This is a genomic window from Actinomadura sp. NEAU-AAG7 (assembly GCF_018603865.1).
GTDB classification, from domain to species: domain Bacteria; phylum Actinomycetota; class Actinomycetes; order Streptosporangiales; family Streptosporangiaceae; genus Spirillospora; species Spirillospora litoris.
The window spans coordinates 1771891-1791980 of sequence record NZ_JAHFZY010000001.1 but is presented as its reverse complement, the minus strand read 5'-3'; the positions used below and the strand labels follow the sequence as shown (position 1 = coordinate 1791980).

General features: G+C 70.0%; 16 protein-coding genes. 7 read left to right on the top strand and 9 right to left on the bottom strand.

All coding sequences use genetic code 11. The features are described 5' to 3' along the window. Positions 1–13 precede the first annotated feature (13 nt). Entirely contained in the window at positions 14–697 is a 684-nt protein-coding gene (locus KLI87_RS08165; protein ID WP_156214082.1) for a GntR family transcriptional regulator, read from the bottom strand. 493 nt (positions 698–1190) lie between these two features. Here KLI87_RS08165 and KLI87_RS08160 point away from each other — a divergent pair, with 493 nt between their 5' ends. From KLI87_RS08160 to KLI87_RS08140, 5 genes are all read left to right on the top strand, one after another. Beyond that, positions 1191–2594, top strand: coding sequence for an ABC transporter substrate-binding protein (locus KLI87_RS08160; RefSeq protein ID WP_173390586.1), 1404 nt, complete (start codon positions 1191–1193; stop codon positions 2592–2594). 129 nt (positions 2595–2723) lie between these two features. Then, positions 2724–3020, top strand: a complete 297-nt coding sequence (locus KLI87_RS08155) for a hypothetical protein (protein ID WP_156214084.1) — start codon at positions 2724–2726, stop codon at positions 3018–3020. Beyond that, a complete protein-coding gene (locus KLI87_RS08150) occupies positions 3010–4017 on the top strand; it encodes an ABC transporter permease (RefSeq protein ID WP_156214085.1) in 1008 nt (335 codons plus the stop codon). The genes KLI87_RS08155 and KLI87_RS08150 overlap by 11 nt, the downstream gene beginning before the upstream one ends. Positions 4018–4038: 21 nt before the next feature. After that, a complete protein-coding gene (locus KLI87_RS08145) occupies positions 4039–4914 on the top strand; it encodes an ABC transporter permease (RefSeq protein ID WP_156214086.1) in 876 nt (291 codons plus the stop codon). Next, the gene (locus KLI87_RS08140) at positions 4911–6698 is read left to right on the top strand and encodes an ABC transporter ATP-binding protein (RefSeq protein ID WP_156214087.1); all 1788 of its coding nucleotides are present in this window, start codon (positions 4911–4913) and stop codon (positions 6696–6698) included. The genes KLI87_RS08145 and KLI87_RS08140 overlap by 4 nt, the downstream gene beginning before the upstream one ends. A gap of 142 nt (positions 6699–6840) precedes the next feature. On the opposite strand, the gene KLI87_RS08135 is transcribed toward KLI87_RS08140, so the two are convergent. Beyond that, positions 6841–7377: a GNAT family N-acetyltransferase gene (locus KLI87_RS08135; protein ID WP_214616398.1), complete on the bottom strand. Its 537-nt coding sequence runs from the start codon at positions 7375–7377 to the stop codon at positions 6841–6843. A 586-nt stretch (positions 7378–7963) separates the two neighbouring features. Between KLI87_RS08135 and KLI87_RS08130 the strand changes: the two genes are divergently transcribed. Then, positions 7964–8902, top strand: coding sequence for a hypothetical protein (locus tag KLI87_RS08130; RefSeq protein WP_214616397.1), 939 nt, complete (start codon positions 7964–7966; stop codon positions 8900–8902). Positions 8903–9015: 113 nt separating this feature from the next. Here KLI87_RS08130 and KLI87_RS08125 read toward each other — a convergent pair whose 3' ends face one another. The 6 genes from KLI87_RS08125 to KLI87_RS08100 all read right to left on the bottom strand — a co-directional run bounded on the left by KLI87_RS08125 (position 9016) and on the right by KLI87_RS08100 (position 18806). Continuing rightward, positions 9016–12384 (bottom strand): ATP-binding protein, encoded by a 3369-nt coding sequence (locus tag KLI87_RS08125; RefSeq protein ID WP_214616396.1) that lies wholly within the window; start codon positions 12382–12384, stop codon positions 9016–9018. Further along, on the bottom strand, positions 12381–13052 hold the full coding sequence (locus KLI87_RS08120; protein WP_156214090.1) for a DUF4194 domain-containing protein: 672 nt from the start codon (positions 13050–13052) through the stop codon (positions 12381–12383). The genes KLI87_RS08125 and KLI87_RS08120 overlap by 4 nt, the downstream gene beginning before the upstream one ends. Then, positions 13045–14568 (bottom strand): DUF3375 domain-containing protein, encoded by a 1524-nt coding sequence (locus KLI87_RS08115; protein ID WP_214616395.1) that lies wholly within the window; start codon positions 14566–14568, stop codon positions 13045–13047. Before KLI87_RS08115 ends, KLI87_RS08120 begins: the two co-directional genes overlap by 8 nt. A 76-nt stretch (positions 14569–14644) precedes the next feature. Further along, entirely contained in the window at positions 14645–15937 is a 1293-nt protein-coding gene (locus tag KLI87_RS08110) for a cytochrome P450 (protein ID WP_214616394.1), read from the bottom strand. 367 nt (positions 15938–16304) lie between these two features. Further along, complete coding sequence (locus tag KLI87_RS08105; RefSeq protein WP_214616393.1) at positions 16305–17705, bottom strand: serine/threonine-protein kinase; 1401 nt, start codon at positions 17703–17705, stop codon at positions 16305–16307. A 291-nt stretch (positions 17706–17996) separates the two neighbouring features. After that, complete coding sequence (locus tag KLI87_RS08100; RefSeq protein WP_214616392.1) at positions 17997–18806, bottom strand: NAD(P)H-binding protein; 810 nt, start codon at positions 18804–18806, stop codon at positions 17997–17999. A gap of 76 nt (positions 18807–18882) precedes the next feature. Between KLI87_RS08100 and KLI87_RS08095 the strand changes: the two genes are divergently transcribed. Beyond that, a complete protein-coding gene (locus tag KLI87_RS08095) occupies positions 18883–19392 on the top strand; it encodes a TetR/AcrR family transcriptional regulator (RefSeq protein ID WP_156214095.1) in 510 nt (169 codons plus the stop codon). A 69-nt stretch (positions 19393–19461) separates the two neighbouring features. On the opposite strand, the gene KLI87_RS08090 is transcribed toward KLI87_RS08095, so the two are convergent. After that, entirely contained in the window at positions 19462–19872 is a 411-nt protein-coding gene (locus tag KLI87_RS08090) for a serine/threonine protein kinase (protein ID WP_156214096.1), read from the bottom strand. Between the last annotated feature and the right edge of the window lie 218 nt (positions 19873–20090).

The window sequence follows — 20090 nt, the reverse complement described above, 5'->3', positions numbered from 1 at the left end:
GCGCCCGGCGCGGTCACGCTCCCGAGGCTCGTTCTTCTTCCAGCTTCGCGATGGCCGCCAGTGCCGCCTCCTTCGCGGCGTCCACGTGGACACGGGCGAGTTGGGCGGCGCGGTCGGCGGCCCGGTCGGTGATCGCGGCGACGAGGTCGCGGTACTCCTGGTCGGATTTCTCCCGGCGCCCGGGGGTGCTGAGCGACAGGCGACGTAGCGCGTGGATGCGAGCGTGCAGCGGCGCGAGGGTGGACTCCAGGAGGGCGTTGCGCGCCCCCGCCATCAGCAGCTCGTCGAAGTGGTATATCGCCGTGAGCTGGTCGTCGTCGCTCTTGCCCGGTCGGGTGAGCTTGACCAGCTCCAGGACCTCGCTGTCGGTGGCGCGCTGGACGAAGAGCGAGGCGGCCTCGGACTCCAGCGCCGCGCGCACCTCGTAGACCTGCCGTATGTCGTCGCTGCTGAGCACCGCCACCCGGACGCCCCTGCCGCCCGACGTCTCGACGAGGCCCAGCGTCTGGAGATGGAGGACGGCCTCGCGGATCGAGGTGCGGCTCACGCCGGTGAGCTCCATGAGCTCCCGCTCGGTGAGCCGGCGCCCCGGCAGCAGCGCGCCTTCCAGGATGGCCTGCCGAACCCTGCGCACGACCAACTGCGGGACCGTCTCCGCAGGACGGTCGATCCGCAGGTCCGGTCCGGTCTCTGGCATCCCATCTCCTCACACTTTGTATGACGTAATATAGTCGTACCCAAAGACAAGGTCAACCTCCAGCGGGCGCCCCCGCGCGGGACCTGGGCGGCAGCCCTCCAGCCCGACCTTGACCGCTTGTCAGCAGCGACAACGCCATCTTGTCGGCAAACTTCATGTGATTTTCGATGTTGACGCCACCTGGGGTGTCTGATTTAGTACGTCATACAAAGTGCCAAGTAGCCAGACTCGGTCGGACAGGATGACCTCTTGTTCGCGCACGTTTGCGGAGCACGGCAGCCAAGGACACCGACCGATCTCGTTCCGGGCAAGAGCTCCCATCGCACCCACAGCGTCTTTCTAAGGAGGAAGGATGTTGAGTCGAATGGTCGGCAAGGGGTACAGGAGACATCCCCGGATGCTCGCGCCCATGGTGGCCTCCGCCATGGCCCTCAGCCTCGCGGCCGCATGCTCTTCAGACTCGTCGGAGGGGCAGGGGGGTGCGTCAGGGGGGATGCTCCGCGTTGGCGTGGTCGCCAGCACGATCTCCACTATCGACGCGTACTCCAACCTGCGATCACAGGACTTCTACGTCCGCAACGCCTCGTTGTTCGAGCCGCTCGCCCACCGGACCAAGGACGGCGGCTTCCAGTGGGCACTCGCCACCGGCATCACGCACAACAAGGACAACACCGAGTGGACGGTCAAGCTCCGTCCGAACGTCAAGTTCCACGACGGCAGCGCGTTCAGCGCGGACGACGTGATCGCGGTGTTCCAGCGGATCCTCGACAAGAAGAACACGCTCATCGAGCGCAACTACATCGACTTCATGGACCCCAAGGGGATCGAGAAGGTCGATGACCTGACCGTGAAGTTCAAGCTGGCCAAGCCCTACGGGCCGTTCGACTTCGCCGTCACCAACAGCAACATCATCTTCTACAAGAAGGGCTCCAAGCCCGAGCAGGCGATGGGGACGGGCCCGTTCAGCCTCGTCTCCTTCACCCCCGGGCGGGAGACCGTCGTCAAGCGGAACGACACCTACTGGGGCACCAAGCCCAAGCTCGACAAGGTCAAGCTGATCAGCTTCAAGACCGCGGAGGCCTCGACCAACGCGCTGATCGGCGGGCAGATCGACGCGAGCTCCAACATCCTCCAGACCTCGCTTCCGACGATCGAGAAGACGCCGGGCAAGAAGGTCATGAAGAGCGATGTGAACCTGAAGGTCAGCATCGGCATGCGCGCCGACGTCGCGCCCTTCAACGACGTGCGCGTCCGCCAGGCGATGCGGCTGATCATCAACCGCAAGCTCGCGCTCACCAACGCCTTCGACGGCCTCGGGGAGCTGGCGAACGACTACTCGGGCTTCGACAAGTGCGTCCCGGAGGTCCCCCAGCGCGACCAGGACCTCAACCAGGCGAAGAAGCTGCTCGCGGACGCCGGCAAGTCGAACCTCAGCATCGACCTGGAGACCGCCGCGAACAAGCCGGGTATGCTCCAGCTCACCCAGATCCTCGCCGAGGACGCCAAGAAGATCGGCGTCAACATCAAGGTGCAGAAGATGGAGCTGGGCGCCTACCTCGAAAAGTGGGGTAAGCGGACGTTCTACACCGGGTACGACACGCGCCCCTACCTGGAGGGCGTGCCGGAAATGATCAGCAAGGACGACACGCTCAACCACACGCACTGGCACGACCCGGAGTTCGAGTCGCTTTCCAAGAAGCTCTACGAGACCTCCGACCCGCAGCAGCAGTGCGACATCTCCAAGCAGATGAAGAAGATCGAGTACGAGCGGGGAGCGTCCATTCTCGCCGCGACCAACCCCACGGTGAGCGTGTACTCCTCGAAGGTGCACGGCCTCGTTCCGGACTACCCCTCGGGGAACCTGTACGACTTCACCAAGGTCAGCATCAACAACTGAGCAGGTAGGGCGGTGTCGCGCGAACCGGAGTTCGCCCTCCTCGGGTCCAGGCCTTCGTGGGCCTGGGCCCGGCGAGGGGGCGGCTCCGTGTTCCGCAAGCACGGAGTCGTGGCCAGGAGGTGTCCGCTTGTGGCGTTCCGACCCGAGCGGTGCCAAGGCTACAAGCCGACCGCGCCGGCGGAGGCGATCGCAGAAGGCTTTCTCGTGAACATCGCGGAAGATTCTCCCGCGAGCGTCGCGGAGGGCTTTACCGCGAACATCTCGGGGGCCATTCTCCCGAACAGCCCGGGGGAATTCCTCCCGAACGCCGACAACGGCGCCAGCGCCTGCCCTGGGCACCGCTCGGACCGGAAGGTCACCAGCGGACGCCCCCTGGCCCAAACGACGACCGGACACGTTGAACGGGATTGTTGCAATGGCTATTGAGACGACGACCGCCATCGCGGTCAAGGCCGCCCCGCCCCGGCGCCGTTCCCGAAAGGCCACGCTCGCGTGGCAGATCGGGGTACGCGTGCTGATGGGCCTGGTGACCTTGTGGTGCATCTCCGTCATCGTCTTCGTGGCGACGCAGGCGATGCCCGGCGACGTCGCGAAGATCATCCTCGGCCCGAGCGCGACCAGCGAGCAGGTCGCCCAGATGAACGAGAACCTGGGCCTCAACCAGCCGCTGATCAGCCAGTACTGGGACTGGCTGAGCAACGTCCTGACCGGGAACATGGGCGACTCGCTGGTCAGCGGCCAGCCCGTGTCGGAGCTGCTGTCCGAACGGATCTTCAACTCCGCGACGCTGACCGTGATCGCGATGGTGCTGATCCTCCCGCTGTCGCTCCTGGTCGGCCTGATCGCGGCCGTCTTCCGCGACAAGTTCGTCGACCGCTCCTACCTCGGCGCCTCGCTCGTCGTGACGGCCACCCCGGACTTCGTCCTCGGCAGCCTCGTGATCGCGCTGTTCGGCACCGTCGTGTTCAAGGTCCTCCCGCCGGTGTCGCTGATCCCCCCGGGTGAGGCGCCCTGGGAGCACCCGCGGCAGCTGATCATGCCGCTCGCCGTCATGACGGTCGTCGGGGTCACCTACCTCTCGCGCCTCGTGCGCGTGTCCTTCATCGACGTGCTGGAGAGCGAGTACGTGCAGCTCGCGACGATCAAGGGCCTGTCCACGCGGCGGATCCTGTTCCGGCACGCGCTGCCGAACGCGCTCGCGCCCAGCATCCCCGCGGCGAGCATCATGGCCGCCTACACCATCGCGGGCTCGGTCGTGATCGAGTACCTGTTCGCCTACCCGGGCATCGGCTCCGCGCTCGTGGACTCGGTCGCCGGCCACGACCTGCCGATGATCCAGGCGATCATCATGCTGATGGCGACCGCGTTCTTCTGCTTCAACCAACTCGCCGACGTACTCGGAACCCTGAACAAGTCCCGCTGACAGACGAAGGAGCGTGCGGCCATGATCCGAACGCGACCCAAGGAGCAGGGGGACCAGGCTCCGCCCAGGACTCTCACCCACCGCGTCCTGACCGCCCGGCAGACCCGGCTCGGCCTGATCATGATGCTCGTCATGATCGTCTTCGCGCTCGCCGGCCCGTTCTTCGCGCCGCACTCGCCGACCGCGGTCCTCGCCAAGCCCTACGCCGACCCCGGCGACGGCCTGGTGCTCGGCGCCGACTCGCTCGGCCGGGACATCCTCTCGCGCATCCTCAGCGGTGGCGCCAACCTGACCTGGATGGCCTTCGCCGCCACCTTCATCGGCGTGACGCTCGGGACCACGATCGGGCTGGTCGCGGCCTTCAAGGGCGGGATCGTCGAGGCGCTGCTCATGCGGCTCGTCGACATCATGCTGACGTTCCCGACGATCATCATGGCGATCCTGTTCATCTCGATGGTCGGGCCGAGCCGGGTGATCCTCGTGGTCCTCGTGGCGATCGGCCTCACCCCCGGGATGGCGCGCGTGATGCGCGGCGCGGCGCGTCCGGTGATGCGGCGCGAGCACGTCATGTGGGCCCGGACGATCGGACTCTCCTCCCGCCACATCCTCATGCGCGAGGTGCTGCCGAGCGTCACCTCCCCGCTCATGGTGGAGATCGGGCTCCGGCTCATGTGGTCGGTCGTCGGCCTCGCCTCGCTGAGCTTCCTCGGCTTCGGCGTCCAGCCGCCCGCCTCCGACTGGGGCCTCATGGTCAGCGAGAACAAGGACGGCCTCGCGATCCAGCCGCTCGCCGTCATCATCCCCGCCGTCTGCGTCGCCCTGTTCACGATCGGCGGCAACCTCTTCGCCGAAGGCGCCGCGCGTGTGATCGGCCGCACCGAAGGGACCCGTTCATGAAGGCGGTCGAAGTCACCGGCCTCACCGTCACGCTCGACGACGGCAGCGTGATCGCCAACGACGTCTCGTTCAGCCTGGACACCGGCCAGGTCATGGGCCTGGTCGGCGAGTCGGGCTCGGGCAAGAGCACGGTCGGGCTCGCGCTGCTCGGCTTCGCCAAGTCCGGCGCGAACATCACCGGCGGCAAGGTCGTGGTGGGCGGGGTCGACCTGCTGGCGCTCGGCCCGAAGGAGCTGCGCGAGGCGCGCAAGAAGCTCATCGGCTTCGTGCCCCAGGACCCCGCGACGGCGCTCAACCCGGCGATGCGGATCGGCACCCAGCTGACCGAGGGACTGCTCGGCGGCAAGAAGGAGAACCTGCCGAGGATCCGCAAGGTCCTGGAGGACGTCGGCCTTCCCTCGGACGACGCGTTCCTGCGGCGGCACCCCCAGGAGCTGTCGGGCGGCCAGCAGCAGCGCGTCGCGATCGCCATGGCCGTCGCGAAGGGCCCGAAGCTGATCGTCTTCGACGAGCCCACGACCGGCCTGGACGTCTCCACGCAGGCGAGGGTCCTGGAGATGGTCGCCGGCCTCTGCTGCGACAACGGCATGGCCGCCGTCTTCGTCTCGCACGACCTCGCGGTCGTCGGCACGGTCGGCGACCTGGTGACCGTGATGTACGCCGGGCAGATCCTGGAGACCGGATCGCGCGAGGAGGTCCTGCTCTCCGCCGCGCACCCCTACTCCATCGCGCTGCTCGAATCGGTGCCGTCCACGCGCCAGCGGCTGCCGCTGGTCGCCATCCCCGGCCGGGCGCCGGCGGCGGGGGCAAAGTTCGAGGGCTGCGTGTTCGCCGACCGCTGCGCGTTCGTCGAGGACCGCTGCCGCGAGGCCGCGCCCGAGATGGTCACGACGTCCACGGGCAGCCAGGCGCGCTGCATCCGGGTTGAGCACGTCCTGCAGAACCAGAAGCTGCTGGTCAAGGAGCCCCTGCACCACACCGAGAACAAGGGCGGGGACAGGCAGGCCGTCCTCAGCGTGCGGAACCTGAACGCCTCCTACAACCGCACCCAGGTGCTCTACGACCTCTCCTTCGACGTCGCCCCCGGCGAATGCCTGGCGGTCGTGGGCGAGTCGGGCAGCGGCAAGACGACCATGTCCCGATGTCTGATCGGTCTCCACGAAGAGCAGACCGGCGACTTCGAAATGGACGGCAAGCCGCTTCCCTCCCGGTTGCGGGACCGCCCCAAGGCCGTCAAGCAGCAGATGCAGTACGTCTTCCAGAACCCCTACGGTTCGCTGAACCCCCGCGAGACGGTCGCGACCGCGGTGACCGTTCCGCTGAGGCACTTCTACGGCGAACGCGGAAAGGCGGCCCGCACCAAGGCCCAGGAGGCCCTTGAGCGCGTGGAGATCCCGTGGCGGCTCGCGGATCGCTACCCCGCCGAACTGTCGGGCGGGCAGCGCCAGCGGGTGGCGATCGCCCGCGCCCTCGCCTGCAACCCCTCGCTGCTGATCTGCGACGAGGTCACCTCGGGCCTCGACGTCTCCGTCCAGGCCTCGGTCGTCGAACTGCTCCGCACCCTGCAGGACGACGGGCTGAGCATGGTCTTCATCACCCACAACCTCGCGGTCGTGCGCAGCATCGGCGACCAGGTCGTCGTGTTGAGCAAGGGACGCGTCGTCGAGTCGGGCGCGGTCGAGTCGGTGCTCACCGACCCGCAGCACCCCTACACCCAGGGGCTGCTCGCCGACACGCTGGAGGTCGACCGCTCCGACGCGGAGACGAGCGACCTCACCGGATGAGAAACGTCCTCCCACGGGTGCCCCCGGCCCGTGGGAGGATCCCGCCATCGCGAACTACGGCGGCTCCCCAAGACGCGTAATTCACGACGAAAGAGCTGTGCGATCTCCGATCGCACAGCTCTCGTCTTTTAGTGGGGCAGGTCTATTGAGAGGCCACGGGAAGGGCGCCCCGGGCCTCCGGGTCGGACACGGCGGGATGCTGGAAAAGGGCCCCGGACCGACGGTGCTCAAGCTCGACCGTCCGCAGATGGGACCAACCGGCTTTGCGGTAGAAGTCATGAAGCTGATAGTTGGTGCGCCACGCGTCGAGCCTGACCCACCGAGCGCCCTGGCGGGCGCCCAGGTCGACCGCCCAGCGAAGCAGCAGCCCCCCGAGGCCCTGCCCGGAGTACTCGCGGGCGGTGGCGAGCTTGGCCACGTAGCGCGCGGGCTCCGCGCGTTCCTCGGTGGTCCAGAAGTCGGCGTCCCCGTCGGTGGAGACGGTGACGGTGGCGATCGCGGCCCCGTTCTCGCGGACCACGTACAGCTCACCGCGCTCGATGATCGGCGCCATCTTCTCGGCGGTGAACCCGATGGCCCACTGCCTGATGCCCCGGGACATCAACCACGACGCGACACCGTTCAGCAGCGCCAGCACCTCGTCCAGATCATCGGGCCCGGCGGTCTCGATGCTCCTCACGCGACCGACACCACGAGTTTGGAGCGCTCCACGAGCCCCGCAGCTGACTCCATGACGAATGCCATCTCCCCCCACTTTGTATGACGTAATATAGTCATACATCGACAAGGGAGCAATACTCCCGAGCCCACCGGTGCCCCTGAGCCCCAAGTGACCTCACCCAGAGCACGGCCCTGGTCGGCGTAGCAGGCGCGCGAAGAACTTCAACGCCGATCGGCCTTCGGCCTCCGGTCGGGGACGGGCCAGGAAGATCGCCTCTCCTCCATCCAACAGCCCCGCCACGGTCTCGACGGCCTTCCACAGCCCGGGGATTGCGTGTCGGCTTCGGGGCCGGGTGGAATTCGGTGGCTTTTCAAGGGCGGGGCAGGTGAAATGTGATGATGATCTTGGGGGGAACTACTTTTCCAGAGTTCCGCGGCGGGGCCGTAAGAGGTTGAGCTGCGGTTTTGGAGATCCTTCGGGCGGTAATCACAGGCGCCGGGGGCGGCGGTGCGGGTCGAAGGGAATTAGCATGCCCTGATCAGAGACACAGGTCGCGTCGCAACGGCCCAGGTCGCGACCACCGCTCCGCCGAAGCGAGGTCCCCGTGAAACGTACCGGCCGCCTGACCCTGCTGACCGCCGCCGTCGCCCTGTCGCTGGTGCCCGGCCCCGCAGCCGTGGCCTCGGCCGCGCCGGGCGGCGCGGCCGAACCCTACTGCTACGGAGAACCCTCGACACCGACGGCCGACATCAGCGACGTCAAGGCGCGCTTCGGCTCCGGGAACTGGATGGCGAGCCTCCAGGAGATGTACAAGCGGCGCTGGCCGAGCGGGCAGAAGCTGGCCGTCGCGCAGGCGGGCGACAAGTACTGGAGCCAGTTCGTGAACACCCGGAGCTTCGAGGGCTTCGCCGAGTCGATGATGGTGGCGATCCACGAGGAGACGCACATGTGGGACCTGGATCCGTCGCGGACCCGGTGGGACGTGCACATCGCGGCCTGGATCAACGCCTCGCAGCAGGCGACCACCGTGCCGCTGCACGGCGGCTTCCCCCGCCGCGAGATCCTGCCCCTGATCACCGACAAGTACAGCGACAGCATGGACGGCATCTACCTGCGCGACTCCCAGCAGGGCAGCTACAAGTTGCAGGGCGTGCTCGCGGAGCTGAACGCCGGCCTCATGGGACTGCCCGCGGTGACCGTCGTGCAGGAGTACATCAAGGGGGTCGGGGCCAGCAACGCCCGGGACATCGCTGCCACCAACCTGCGCTACCTGCTGCTCTATTTGCGGGTGGCCAAGGACAAGCACCCCGACTACTGGGCGCAGATCAAGGGTGAGCCGAAGCTGCGCGAACTCGTCCTGACCGAGTTCCTGCGCACGGCCTACTGGCTGGAGAAGTCCGCGCCCTACACGGGCAAGCTCGGCAGCCCCGACGCCGACCGGATCACCGCGACGAACTACGCCCCGGCGAACATCGCCATCCTTGAGGAGTTCACCGGCGCCACCGTCCGCCGCGACACCGACAAACACTGCACCAGCGCCTGACGGGGCCTACCGCTGGGGACCGGGGGCGGGCGGCGTGGTTCCCGACGACGTGGACGAGAGCTCGGTGCGGACGTCGCCTCCGGCGAGCCATCGGGAGTTGGCGTGCGGTCCGCTCACTCGGATCGGGCGGACGAGGGTCGTGCGTCCGGAAGCGCGACTATTGGTTTTGCCCATGAGCGGCCTTCGGGGTTTTTGAGGATCAGGTATTCCGCGTCCACGTGGGGTTCGATCGCGCTGTGCTTGTCGTTGGGGGCTCCGATGATGAGTTGGAAGCCCAGGCCGCGCCAGGCGCCGATGGCGCGGCCGGTGAAGTGCGCGTCGGCCTTGATGAGCGCCTCGTCCAGGAAGACGGGGGCGTAGCGGGGGCGTTCGGCGCCCGCGTCGCCCAGCTGGTAGCGCAGCGCGGCGCCGACGATGAACGCGACCAGTTCCTGGGACTCGCCGCCCGACTTCTCCCCGATGTGGTCGTAGACCGCGACATGGCGGCCGGTGAGGTCGCATTTCTCCGCGCTGATCCGGACGTGGTTGCGCACGTCGACCAGGTCGGCGAAGTCGGGGGCGGTGCGGCGGATGCGATCGATCACCTTGGCCATGCGGTGGTAGGCGCGTTCGCGGTCGGAGTCCGTGGTCGATGTGTCGATGGCGGCGCGGACGTCGCGCAGTTCCTTGCGGAAGCGGGCGCGTACCGCGGAGTGGCTTTCCTGCGGGTCGATGCGCAGCCGGTGGCCGTCGTCGTTGAAGGGCAGTTCGGCGAGGATGCGGTTGACCGGGTCGATCCGGTCGCGGATCTCGCGGACGGCGGCGGCGAGTTCGCTGTCCAGGCTGGTGAGGTCGTTGCCGGAGAGCTTGAGCAGGCTGTCGCGCCACTCGGTCTCCAGCTCGTGCAGGCCGCTGGTCTCCAGGTCGGTGAGCAGGCGGTCGAAGTCGCGGTAGGACGCGTCCGGTTCGGTGCCGAGGTTCGGGTTCGGCCAGCGCTCGACGAAGGTCGAGAAGGTCTCGCGGAGTGCCTGGCGTGAGCGGTCGATCGACTCCTCGGCCGATTTCCGGTCGTCGCGCATCCGTTCGACGCCGCGGCGGTGCGCGGTGTCGAAGTCCTTCAGCGCCGTCGCCGGGTCGGTGCCGTCGGGGGCGTCGTCGAACAGGGCCGCCAGGTACTCGCGGTGCCGCGGGCTCACCTCGGTGCCGCTCGCGGCGGCGGTGTCGAGCGCCTGCTGGGCGCCGTCCACCTCGTCCACGATCGCTTCCCAGGACTCGTCGAGGCGTTTGGCCTCGCTCTTCTGCTCGCCTATGCGTTCGGTCAGCGCGCTGACCCGGGTCTTGAGCTCCTCCGCCTGTCTCTGCAGCCGGTCGATCTCCGGGTTGTCGTCGCGGACCTCGGTGATGAGCCGGTTCCAGCGGTCGTGTTCGGCGGTGACGGACGCGACGTCCACCTGGTCCCAGGAGAGGTCGGTCACGGTCTGGTAGGCGGCGCGTCTCTCCTCGAAGGAGTTGAGGTTCCGCTCCGCTTTCCTCGCCTGCGCGAGGGCGTCCTCGTGGCGTTCCCTGGCGTGCTCGATCCGGGTGTCGAGGTCGGCGAGCAGCCTGGTGTTGGAGAATCCCAGCAGGTTGGCGCGGCCGTGGCCGCCGTGCGCGCCCCGGCCGCGCTGCGAGGTCTGGCCGGTGATGGTGAGCGCCCTGGGATGCTGCACCAGCAGTTTGGGCGACTCGACGCAGACGAAGTCGAACCCGCGCGCGAGTTCGCCCTTGAGCCAGGCCGTGAACGGCGACGGCCGGTAGTCGAGGCGGCCGGGGAGCGTCCTGTCGTTCAGCCCGACCTCGTCGCGCATGCCGGTGCGGACGCCCTCGAAATGCAGCCGCCGGGCGACGGGCACCGCGTTGATCGCCTCGCGGAACGCGTTCAGCCGGCCGATGTCGATCAGCATCCGGGTGGCGAACCCGCCGAGCGCCAGGTTGAACGCCTCCCGCCACGGCTCGAACTCCGTGCGCACCTCGATCAGCTCACCGACGAAGGGCAGGTCGTCGGGGGTGAGCCCGGCGGCCTCGGCCAGCAGGTCGCGGGCGGTGTGCAGGTCGGTGGGGATGTTGCCGCGGCGGGCCTTGACCCGGGTGTGCTCGGCGCGCAGCGCGGCCAGGTCGCGTTCGGCGGCGCCGCTCTCCGACGCCGCCTTGGCGAACTCGTTCTGCGCGGTCTTCCTGGCGTCGGAGTCGGCCAGCGTCCGGTGCGCGGTGTCGACCAGTGCGGCGAACTCCTCATCGGACGCCGCGGTGGCGCCGAGGGTCGCGAGGACGTGGTCCAGCCGCTTGCGCGCGCGCTCGACCTCGGCCAGCCGCAGTTCCACGCCGCGGATCTCCCGGCGGGCGGTCTCCAGCCGGTCGCCGCCGGAGGCGCGCAGGGTGTCGAGGACCGCGTCGCGCTGGGCCTCCGCCGCAGTGATCAGCGTGGAGGTCTCCTGGACGTCCCCGGCGGCCCGGTGGCGCCGCCTGGTCAGGTCCTGCTCGGCCGCGCGCAGCAGGTCGAGCCGCCGCTCGTGGCGCCACAGCGCGGCGGGGGACGCCGGGTCGGCGAACGATCCGACCTCGTCGATCACCTGCAAGCGGGTCACCGCGTCGTCGATGGCGGCCCGGTGGTCGCGGATCGGGGCCAGCGCCCGCACCTGTCGGCGGGCGGTGATCATCCGGTCGCGGGTGCCGGACAGCTCGTCGAACTGCTGCACGACCTCGTCGGCCGTCGCGAGGGTGGACGGCTCCTCCAGCACCATCGTCTTGTACAGCGCGTCGACCGTGGTGATCTGCTGGCCCGCCTGGATCCGGCCGAGCAGCCCGACCGCCTTGTGCCCGTCCCCGGCGGCGCCGATGCCGAGCGCGGTGTGCAGCCGGGCGGTGAAGTCGCGGTCGGTGCCGAAGCAGGTCAGGCCCGTCGCGGTGACGGCGTCGCGGGCGAACCTGCTGCCCGCGGGGCCGTCCAGTTCGCGCAGGTCGTAGGCGTCGTCGCGGGTGGCGCGGACGACGGCGACGTCGTCCAGGACGCGCGCGGCCGAGGGCACGTACCAGGCCCGGAGCGCGGTGAACACCGCGCCGCCCGGGTCGGCCCAGGTCATCGCGATCGCCGACCAGGTGTCGCGGCCGTCCCCGCGCAGCACCCGCGACCTCGTCTCGCCGTCGGTGCGCGACTCGTCGAGCTTCCCGCGCGCGTAGGAGAGGATGTTGCGCTGGTCCTTGCCGCGGGGGCGGCCGACCACCCCGCCGTTGGAGGCGCCGTTGAACGGGGTGGTGTGCGGCATCAGCAACGCGATGTAGGAGTCCATCAGCGTCGACTTGCCCGATCCGGAGCCGCCGCTGAACAGGGTCGCGCCGGGGGCGAACCGGATGCGGTGGTAGCCGTCGTAGCCGCCCCAGTTGACGAGCTGGAGGTCTCGCGCGACCCACTGCTGCCCCCGCGAGGCCGCCGGGATCAGCCCGAACAGCGTGTCGATCATGCTCATGACGCGGCCTCGTTCCGCTCCCGCAGCCACCGGCTCAGCTCGGTGAGCCGCTCGGTGCTGAGCACGACCTCGACCAGCGAGGTGATCCGGTACCGGCCCGCCGACTCCTCCGCGAGCAGGCCCTCGGTGACCAGCCGCTGCACGGCGTTGCGGATCTCGCGCTGGCCCCGGGCGAGGTTGTGGTCGTCGGGGTCGAAGTAGGTCAGCACGGTCTGTTCCAGCTCTTCGATGTCGACCCGCGCGGACGTCTCGCCGGTGCCGCGCTCCCGTTGGAAGACCGATCGGAGGTGGACCAGCACCAGGGTCTCGGCCCGGTTGTAGGGGTCGTCCTTCAGCAGGATCGGGACGTCCAGCTCCGCCGTGCGGACCTGCTGCTTGTAGGCGATGCCCCGGTCGTGGTCGACGACGAGCCGGACGAAAAGGTCGTGCAGCCGCGACTCGATGATCTGCTGGTTCTCCAGCAGCGTGCGCCACTGCGCCGGGTGCTTCTCGGCCAGCAGGAACCTGCGCTGGAGCAGCCGGACCAGCACCCGCCGCACGTCGACGTCCAGCGTGCCGGTGTCGCCGGCGAACAGCTCGGCCGGGTCGTCCTCCATCGGGACCGGCTCGATGAAGCCCGCCGCCGCGCCGGACGACCGGTCGTCGCCCGCGCCGTCCCCTTCACTCATCGTCGCTTCCCTGGCTCTCGTCCGCGGCGCCGCTCGTCGCGGGGTGCGCCGGGTTCGCCGCCAGCACGCCCCCGAACGCGAACCGCCGCCCGGTCAGGTCGGGCCTGACCGCGTCGACCGTCACCATCTCAGCCGTGTCGGACATTCCGAGGTCGTGCGCGATCTCCAGCAGTCCGAGCAGGTCCACCGGGCGCCGGATCCGCGCGGCCGCCGCGCGGAACGCCGCCGCGACGTCGACGCCGTCCGCGTCCCCCGCGAACTCCTCCAGGTGGGCGCGCAGTTCGGCGTACTGGGGGCCGCCCCACGCACGGGTGTCCGCGGACGGCACGTCCTCGATGTCGTCCCATTCCCGCAGGGGCGTGGGCGGCTGGGGAGGCCGCAGGTCGTTCATGGTCTGGCGCAGTTGCCCGACGTCGGCCACCGGGAGGCGGCGCAGCGGGTCGACGACCGTGCCGCGGCGCGCGCCGGGCACCCAGGTGTGGAACCCGGCCATCACGTCCCGGAGCAGCTCGTCCACCTGGCGGTCGCGCATCGGGTCGTGGTTGCGCACCTGGGTGGTGATGACGTGCGACGCCTGCCGCTGCGCGGTCAGCACCTCCTTCACGCCCTGCTCGATCCGGCGCGCGATCTCGGCGAGCTCCCGCCGCTGCGGCTCGGCCATCTGGTGGGTGAACCCGTGCCTGAGGACGGTGCGCAGCAGGTTCGACAGGTCGTCGATCCGCGCCGGGTCGCCGATCAGGCGCAGCGCCCCGGCGAACGCGCGGCCCTCCGGCGTCGCGTCCATGATCTGCCGGCCGCGCTCCAGGTACTCGCGCAGCACCTCGCCGGTCGGCCGGACGTCCTGCCGCAGGTCGGAGACGACGTCCCGCTGCATGGCCTTGATCGACTCGGCGACGCGGGCGAAGTCGGCGGGCAGCTCCCGCGCCAGGTGCAGGACGTTCTCGGCCGCTTCGAGCAACTGGTCGTCGTCGACGGTCTCGACCGCGCCGCCCCGTTCGAGCCGGTCGAGTTCGCGGCGGCGCTGGTCGATCTCCGTCTGGAGGCGCGCCATCCGGGCCATCACGTCCGGGTCCGCGTCCTGCGCGAGCCGCTCGACCGCCTCCAGCAGCGTCCGGACGCGGGACTCCGACACCCGGGTCCGGGCTCCGCCGACCCGTCCCGCGACCTCCAGCGCGCCGACGCCGTGCGCGGACAGCCGGTACACCTCGACGTCGTCGGCGACCTGCCGGACGAGCCAGCCCGCGTGCACCCACTGCCTGCACAGGTCGCGCGCGTTCCCGGCGGGCAGGGGCTGGTCGCCCTCGTCGCCGTGGCCCGCCGCCCGCAACCGGTCCAGGGCGTCGGCGATCTCCGCGTGGGCGTCCGCCACCGCCACCGCCGGACGCTCCGGCGTGAACATCATCGCCAGCACCGTCACCACGAACGGCGCGTAGGTCCGGTGGAGCAGATCGAGCATCGGGTTCTGAAACGCCCGGAGCGCGCCCTGGTACGCGCCCTCCACACCTCGTGTTCCCATCGCGGACCAGGGTACGACCTGCCGCTCGGCCCGGACGCATCGGCGAACCGGCGCGGGCGCGGGGCCCGGTCTCCGCTCAGCCGGCGGCGGTCGTGCGGCGGGTCAGCCGGCACTTCATGCCGGTGGGCAGCAGGACCGGCCCGTACTCGGCGCCGATCTGGTGGAGGTCGGGAACGTCCAGGTCGTAGCCGGCGGCCAGTCGCGCCGCGGCGAGCAGGAGAATGCTCAGCCCCAGTTGCGCGGCGAGGCAACCGCGCGGGCCGCTGCTGAAGGGAAGGTAGGCGTGGGGCGCGTGGGGACGCTCGCCGGTGCTCCAGCGCTCGGGTTCGAAACGGTCGGGGTCCGTCCAAAAGCGCGGGTCGTGGTGCAGCAGATAGGGGCTGAACATCACGGCGGTGCCGGCGGGGATCCGCATCTCGCCCACCGTGATGTCGGCGATGGTGTCGCGACCCAGCAGCCATGCGGGCGGATGTACTCGCAGCACCTCGTGGAGGAAGGAATAGGTATAGGGCAGGGCCTGCTCGGGAGCGGCGCGGATGGATTCCCATCCGGAGGCCGAGACCTCGCCGCGGATGCGGTCGAAGGACTGGGGGGCGGCGGCCAGGTGGTAGAGCAGCCAGCACCAGGCCCCGCCCATCGTGCCGATGGCGCCCAGCGCGCTCATCCCCGCGGCGCCGTGCGCGATGTCGTGCGGCACCGGTTCGGGCGCGGCCCGCAGGATCTCCAGCAGAGTCGGTGGGTCCTCGGCCGGCGCGTCGTCCTCCAGCATCAGCGAGATGCGGTCCCTGATGCGCTGATCGGCGGCCTCGATCCGGCGCCGGGCCCGGCTGGGCCACCAGTTGGGCACGCGGCCGAGCGACGCGGAGGAGGTCTCCGTGAAGGACTCCATCAGCGCGTCTTCCAGTTGCGGCGACGGGTGCGGCGCGTAAACCGACAGCAGCGCCCTGACGCAGAATCGCCACCCCTGCTCGGCGGGGTCGAACCACTCCCCCTCAAGCGCCCGCAGGTCGGCCTCCACCACCTGGTTCACCATCGGCAGGTGCGCCGGAAGCGCCGTCGGCCTCAGGACGGCCAGGGCCTCCTGGCGGGCCCGCATCCATCGCTCGGTCTCCTCGGCGGCGGGGAAGCGCCCTCCCCGCAACGGGTTCGCATTGGGGACGGAGTCGCGGTTGGTGCGCGCGAGCACCTGCTGGATGAGCGCGGGATCGTTGACCACGACCACGCCGGTGTCGAAGCGGAAGACGTCGCCGTACTCCCGGTTGCACCAGGCCAGGTACTCGGCCGGTGCGGCCTCGTACGCCTTGAGGTGCCGTGCGAACACCCCGCCGTCCGGCCCCGGAATCTCCGCGTTCGACGCCCGCCGCAGCATGTCTCCCTTTCGACGTCCTACTCCCACACGCAGCCCGACGCGGTGCCGGAAAGCACGTCGCCGTTCCGGCACCGCCGGCGGGATGGGTTACCGGACGCGGTAAATCCTGTAGCGGCCAGGCATCTGACCGCGGTGGACGCCCAGCGTGCGCTTCACGAGCCTCATCATGATCTCTACTTCCTCCTCCCCGTCGCCCAAGGAGCGTGCGCATGCACGCCCCTCGAATCAATTACCCCTTGGGCGCCTGTCCAATGTCTCCAAGCAGATAGATTGTTGGGAGATTAATTGACTACACGCTGTTGCGGGATTTGGATACGGCCGTCAGAGGATTTGGGTGCGAGCAAAAATGCCCGCCGAACCCGGCGGATCAGGCTCCCGAGACACAGTTCCGGCCTTCGGCGCGCACATTCGGCCGGCCGGAATACTTCCAGCGGCATACGGCGGTGGGGCCGGCTATCGTTCCGTTCTCACCTTCACGGTCTTTCGAGCAGACCGCCTGATCGGCCCAGACGGCGGAATAGGGATAGCCGTGCGCCCTACAGTAATCGGAGTAATCCTGCGCGCTCAGGGAGCCGAGGTTCCGCGACTTCGGCCGGGGCGTCCTCTGGGACGGCCGGCGTGTCGGCGCCGGATCACTCTTCGTCGCCGCCGGGCTCGGATGAGACCCCGGACTCTCCGGCGGCGCGCTCACGCCCTCGGTCGTGCCCGTGGTCGGACTCGGGCTTTGACCGGGCTCTTTCGACGGGCCCGGGGCGGGCGTTGCGGACGGCGCGCCGGGGGGCGTCGGCGAAGGGCGCGCTGTCGCGCCCTCCCCCTCCCCTGGGAGCCGGATGTAGAGGGCACCGACCATGGCCGGCACCGCCAGCACCACGGCCGCGAACCCCAGGCGTCGGCGTTTTGCGCCGGGGGGCTCGGGCGGTCGGCGGGGTTCGGTGTCGTCGGGGGCGGGCCGCGGTGTGCGGGAGTCGAGGAGGCGGTCGCTCACCTCGGCCGCGGTGGGGCGTTCGGCGGGGTCCTTGCGCAGGCAGTCGCGGACGACTTCCGCCAGGTCGCCTTCCATTCCGTCCAGATCCGGTTCCTTGTGGAGGACGGCGAGGGCGACCGCCGAGACGGTGGTGCCGGGAAAGGCTCTGCGGCCGGTGGCCGCGAACACCATCGTGGCCGCCCAGGCGAACATGTCCGCCTCCGGGCCGGCCTTCGCACCGTCGATGTGCTCGGGGGCCATGTAGCCGGGCGTCCCGACCACCTGGCTGCTGGTGAGCGACTGGCTGAGGTCCAGGGCGCGCGAGATGCCGAAGTCGATGACCACGGGGCCGTCGGGGGCGAGCAGGACGTTGCCGGGCTTGAAGTCGCGATGGACCACCCCGCCCTTGTGGATGGCCGCCAGCGCGGTGATGGTGTTGACCGCCAGCCGTTCGAGTGCGGAGTCGCCGCGCGGCCCCGCGTCCTTCACGGAGGCCAGCAGGGAGGGGCCGTCGACGAATTCGCTGACGATGTAGGGCTGACCGTTGATCGTTCCGCTGTCGAGGACCTGTGCCGTGCAGAAGGGGGCGACCCGTTTGGCGATCTCGACCTCGGCCAGAAAGCGGGTGCGCGCCGTTTCCTGGGTGATCAGGTGGGGGTGCAGGAGTTTGATCGCGGCGCGCCGTCCCCGCTCGTCCAGCCCCAGGTAAACGGTGCCCTGGCCGCCGACGCCGAGGCGCCCCCGCAGCTCGTACCCGCCGATGGCCTCGGGGTCGGTGGGCAAGAGCGGCGTCACCTCGGGCACGCGTCCTCCAAATGCACGGATCCCATGATCTTAGAAATCGCCGATAGATCATGGAGTGATTCGGGGCGATCAAGTCCCTTGGTGCGTCCCGCCCCCGACCTGCGCGGCTTGTCGTGGCCGCGCGCAATCGGCGGCCGCCAAGCCCCGACATGTCTATCGGACCCGATCACCGATCGGCAAGGGACCCCTACCGCGCCGCCACCACTCCGCGCATTCGGACTGTTGACACAGGCCCTATTGCTCGGAATCGCCGAATGGTGCGGGCCGGCACCCGCCCGCCGCCGGACACGGTCACCCGAGGAATTCCCGCAGCGAACGCGGTTCGCGGCCCAGGATGTCGGCCACGGTCGTGGTCGTGCCCGCCCACCGGCCGTCCCCGATCTGCGCCATCAGCTCGGCCAGGTCACGGGCCGCCGGGGCGGGCATGCCGCGCTGCTCCAGGTGCACGGCGGCCTCCTGCACCGTCAGGTCCACGTACCGGACGGCCCGGCCGAGCGCCCGGGTGAGCTCGGCGGCGATCTCGTCATGCGTGGGCGCGGCCGGTCCGGTGAGATCGTAGGTGGCACCGGGCCCGACGGGACGCGTGAGCAGCGCGGCCGCGACCGCCGCGATGTCGCGCGCGTCGATGTAGCCGACGCCGCCCCGGCCGTACGCGCCGACGATCCGCCCCTCCTCGTCGACGTCGCCCGCGAGGTTCTGCATGAAACCGACGGGTGCCAGGATCGCCCACGGCACCCCCGACGCCCTGAGGTGCTCGTCGACCTGGCCGTGCATGCCGAACCCGAGCAGGCTGCCCGACGTCACGCCGAGCACGGACACGGTCACGACCTGGGCCACGTCCGCGGCCGCCGCGCGGTCGATGACGGCCTTGTGCGCCCGCGCGAAACCCGGCCACTGCGAGCTGTTGAGGAAGAGCCGGTCGCCCGGTTCGAGCGGGATGCTCTCCGGCCGCTCCAGGTCGCCGACCACGTAGTCGCATCCGAGCTTCCCGGCCAGTTCCTCGCCCTGCTCCGCGCGCCGCACCACGGCTCGCGCCGCGCCGCCGAGCTCCGCGACCAGCGCGCGTCCGATCGTGCCCGTCGCACCCGTCACCACGATCATCGCGTTCCCCTCAAGTGGAATGTTGGCTTCCGGTTATATAATAAGCGGAAGGTCATCGTCCAGTTGAAGGAGAGCCATGCGCGCCGACGCCCGCCGCAATCGGGACAGGATTCTGGAGGCGGCGCGCGGGGCGGTCGCCGAGCGCGGCCCGGACGCCCCGATGGAGCTGATCGCCCAACGGGCCGGGGTCGGCGTCGGCACGCTCTACCGCCGCTTCCCCGACCGCGCCGCGCTGCTCGCCGCGCTGGCGGAGCAGTACGTCCACGAGCTGATCGACGCCGTCGACCGCGCCGTGGCGGCCGAGCCCGGCGCGTGGGCGGCGGTCCGCGCGTTCATCGTGTACGGGGTGGAGAAGGGGCGCGGCGCCGTCGCCACCGCGCTGGCCGGGACCTCCGCGCCGCAGGCCAGGCGGGCACTGGTGCGGCGGCTGGACGAACTCGTGCGGCAGGCGCAGGCGGACGGCGCGATGCGCGCGGACGTCGGCACCGGCGACCTCATGGAGCTGCTCGGCGCGTTCGCCTGCCACCCCGGCGTCATCCCCGAGCGCTTCCTGCCCGTCCTGCTGGACGGTCTCGAACGGCGGTAGCCCCGCCGCCCCGGCGAGAAGGGCCGGTCGGGCGCGCCGCGCGCTCGCGCTCGACCGGCCGGGATCAGATCAGCGGCAGGGCTGGTTGCTGTTGTTGTACTCGCCGTAGCCGCCGCCCCAGTTGACGCAGGTGCCCGTCACCTTCACCGGGCCGGCGTACTCCCTGTAGCGGCCGACGTCGCTGTCCGCCCCGCCGGGGCGGGCGTCGATCCAGACGCCGATCTTGACGTTGTTGCCGACGGCCTTGCCCAGCTTGAAGGTCGCGGCGCAGGCGTGCGAGCCGTCGGAGCGGTAGAACCGGATCTGGGCCTCGCTCGACTCGCCGACGGGGAGCGTGCCGCGGAGCGTGTAGCCGCTGCCGCACGGGTTGGCGGCGGCCACCGACGCGGTGCTCGCGTTCGCGGTCCCGGACGTGGCCAGCGGCACCGCGACGGTCGCGGCGACGCCCACCAGGGCCGCCGCGCGCTTGATCTTCCGCATGTCTCCTCGCTTCCTCCGCGGCCCTCGCCGCGGAGCACCCACACAAGATCAACAACGTGGCGGGCAACGCCCCGGTGAACAACCTGAAGATGATCTTGAAATGAACAGATGATCTTGAAAGGGCCGGGAGGAGCAGCATCGTCGCAGGTCAGCGCGCAAGTGCTGGGACGGGCGGAACACCTCGCGCCGAGCCGACGGCCCGCCGCGACCGCGCGGGC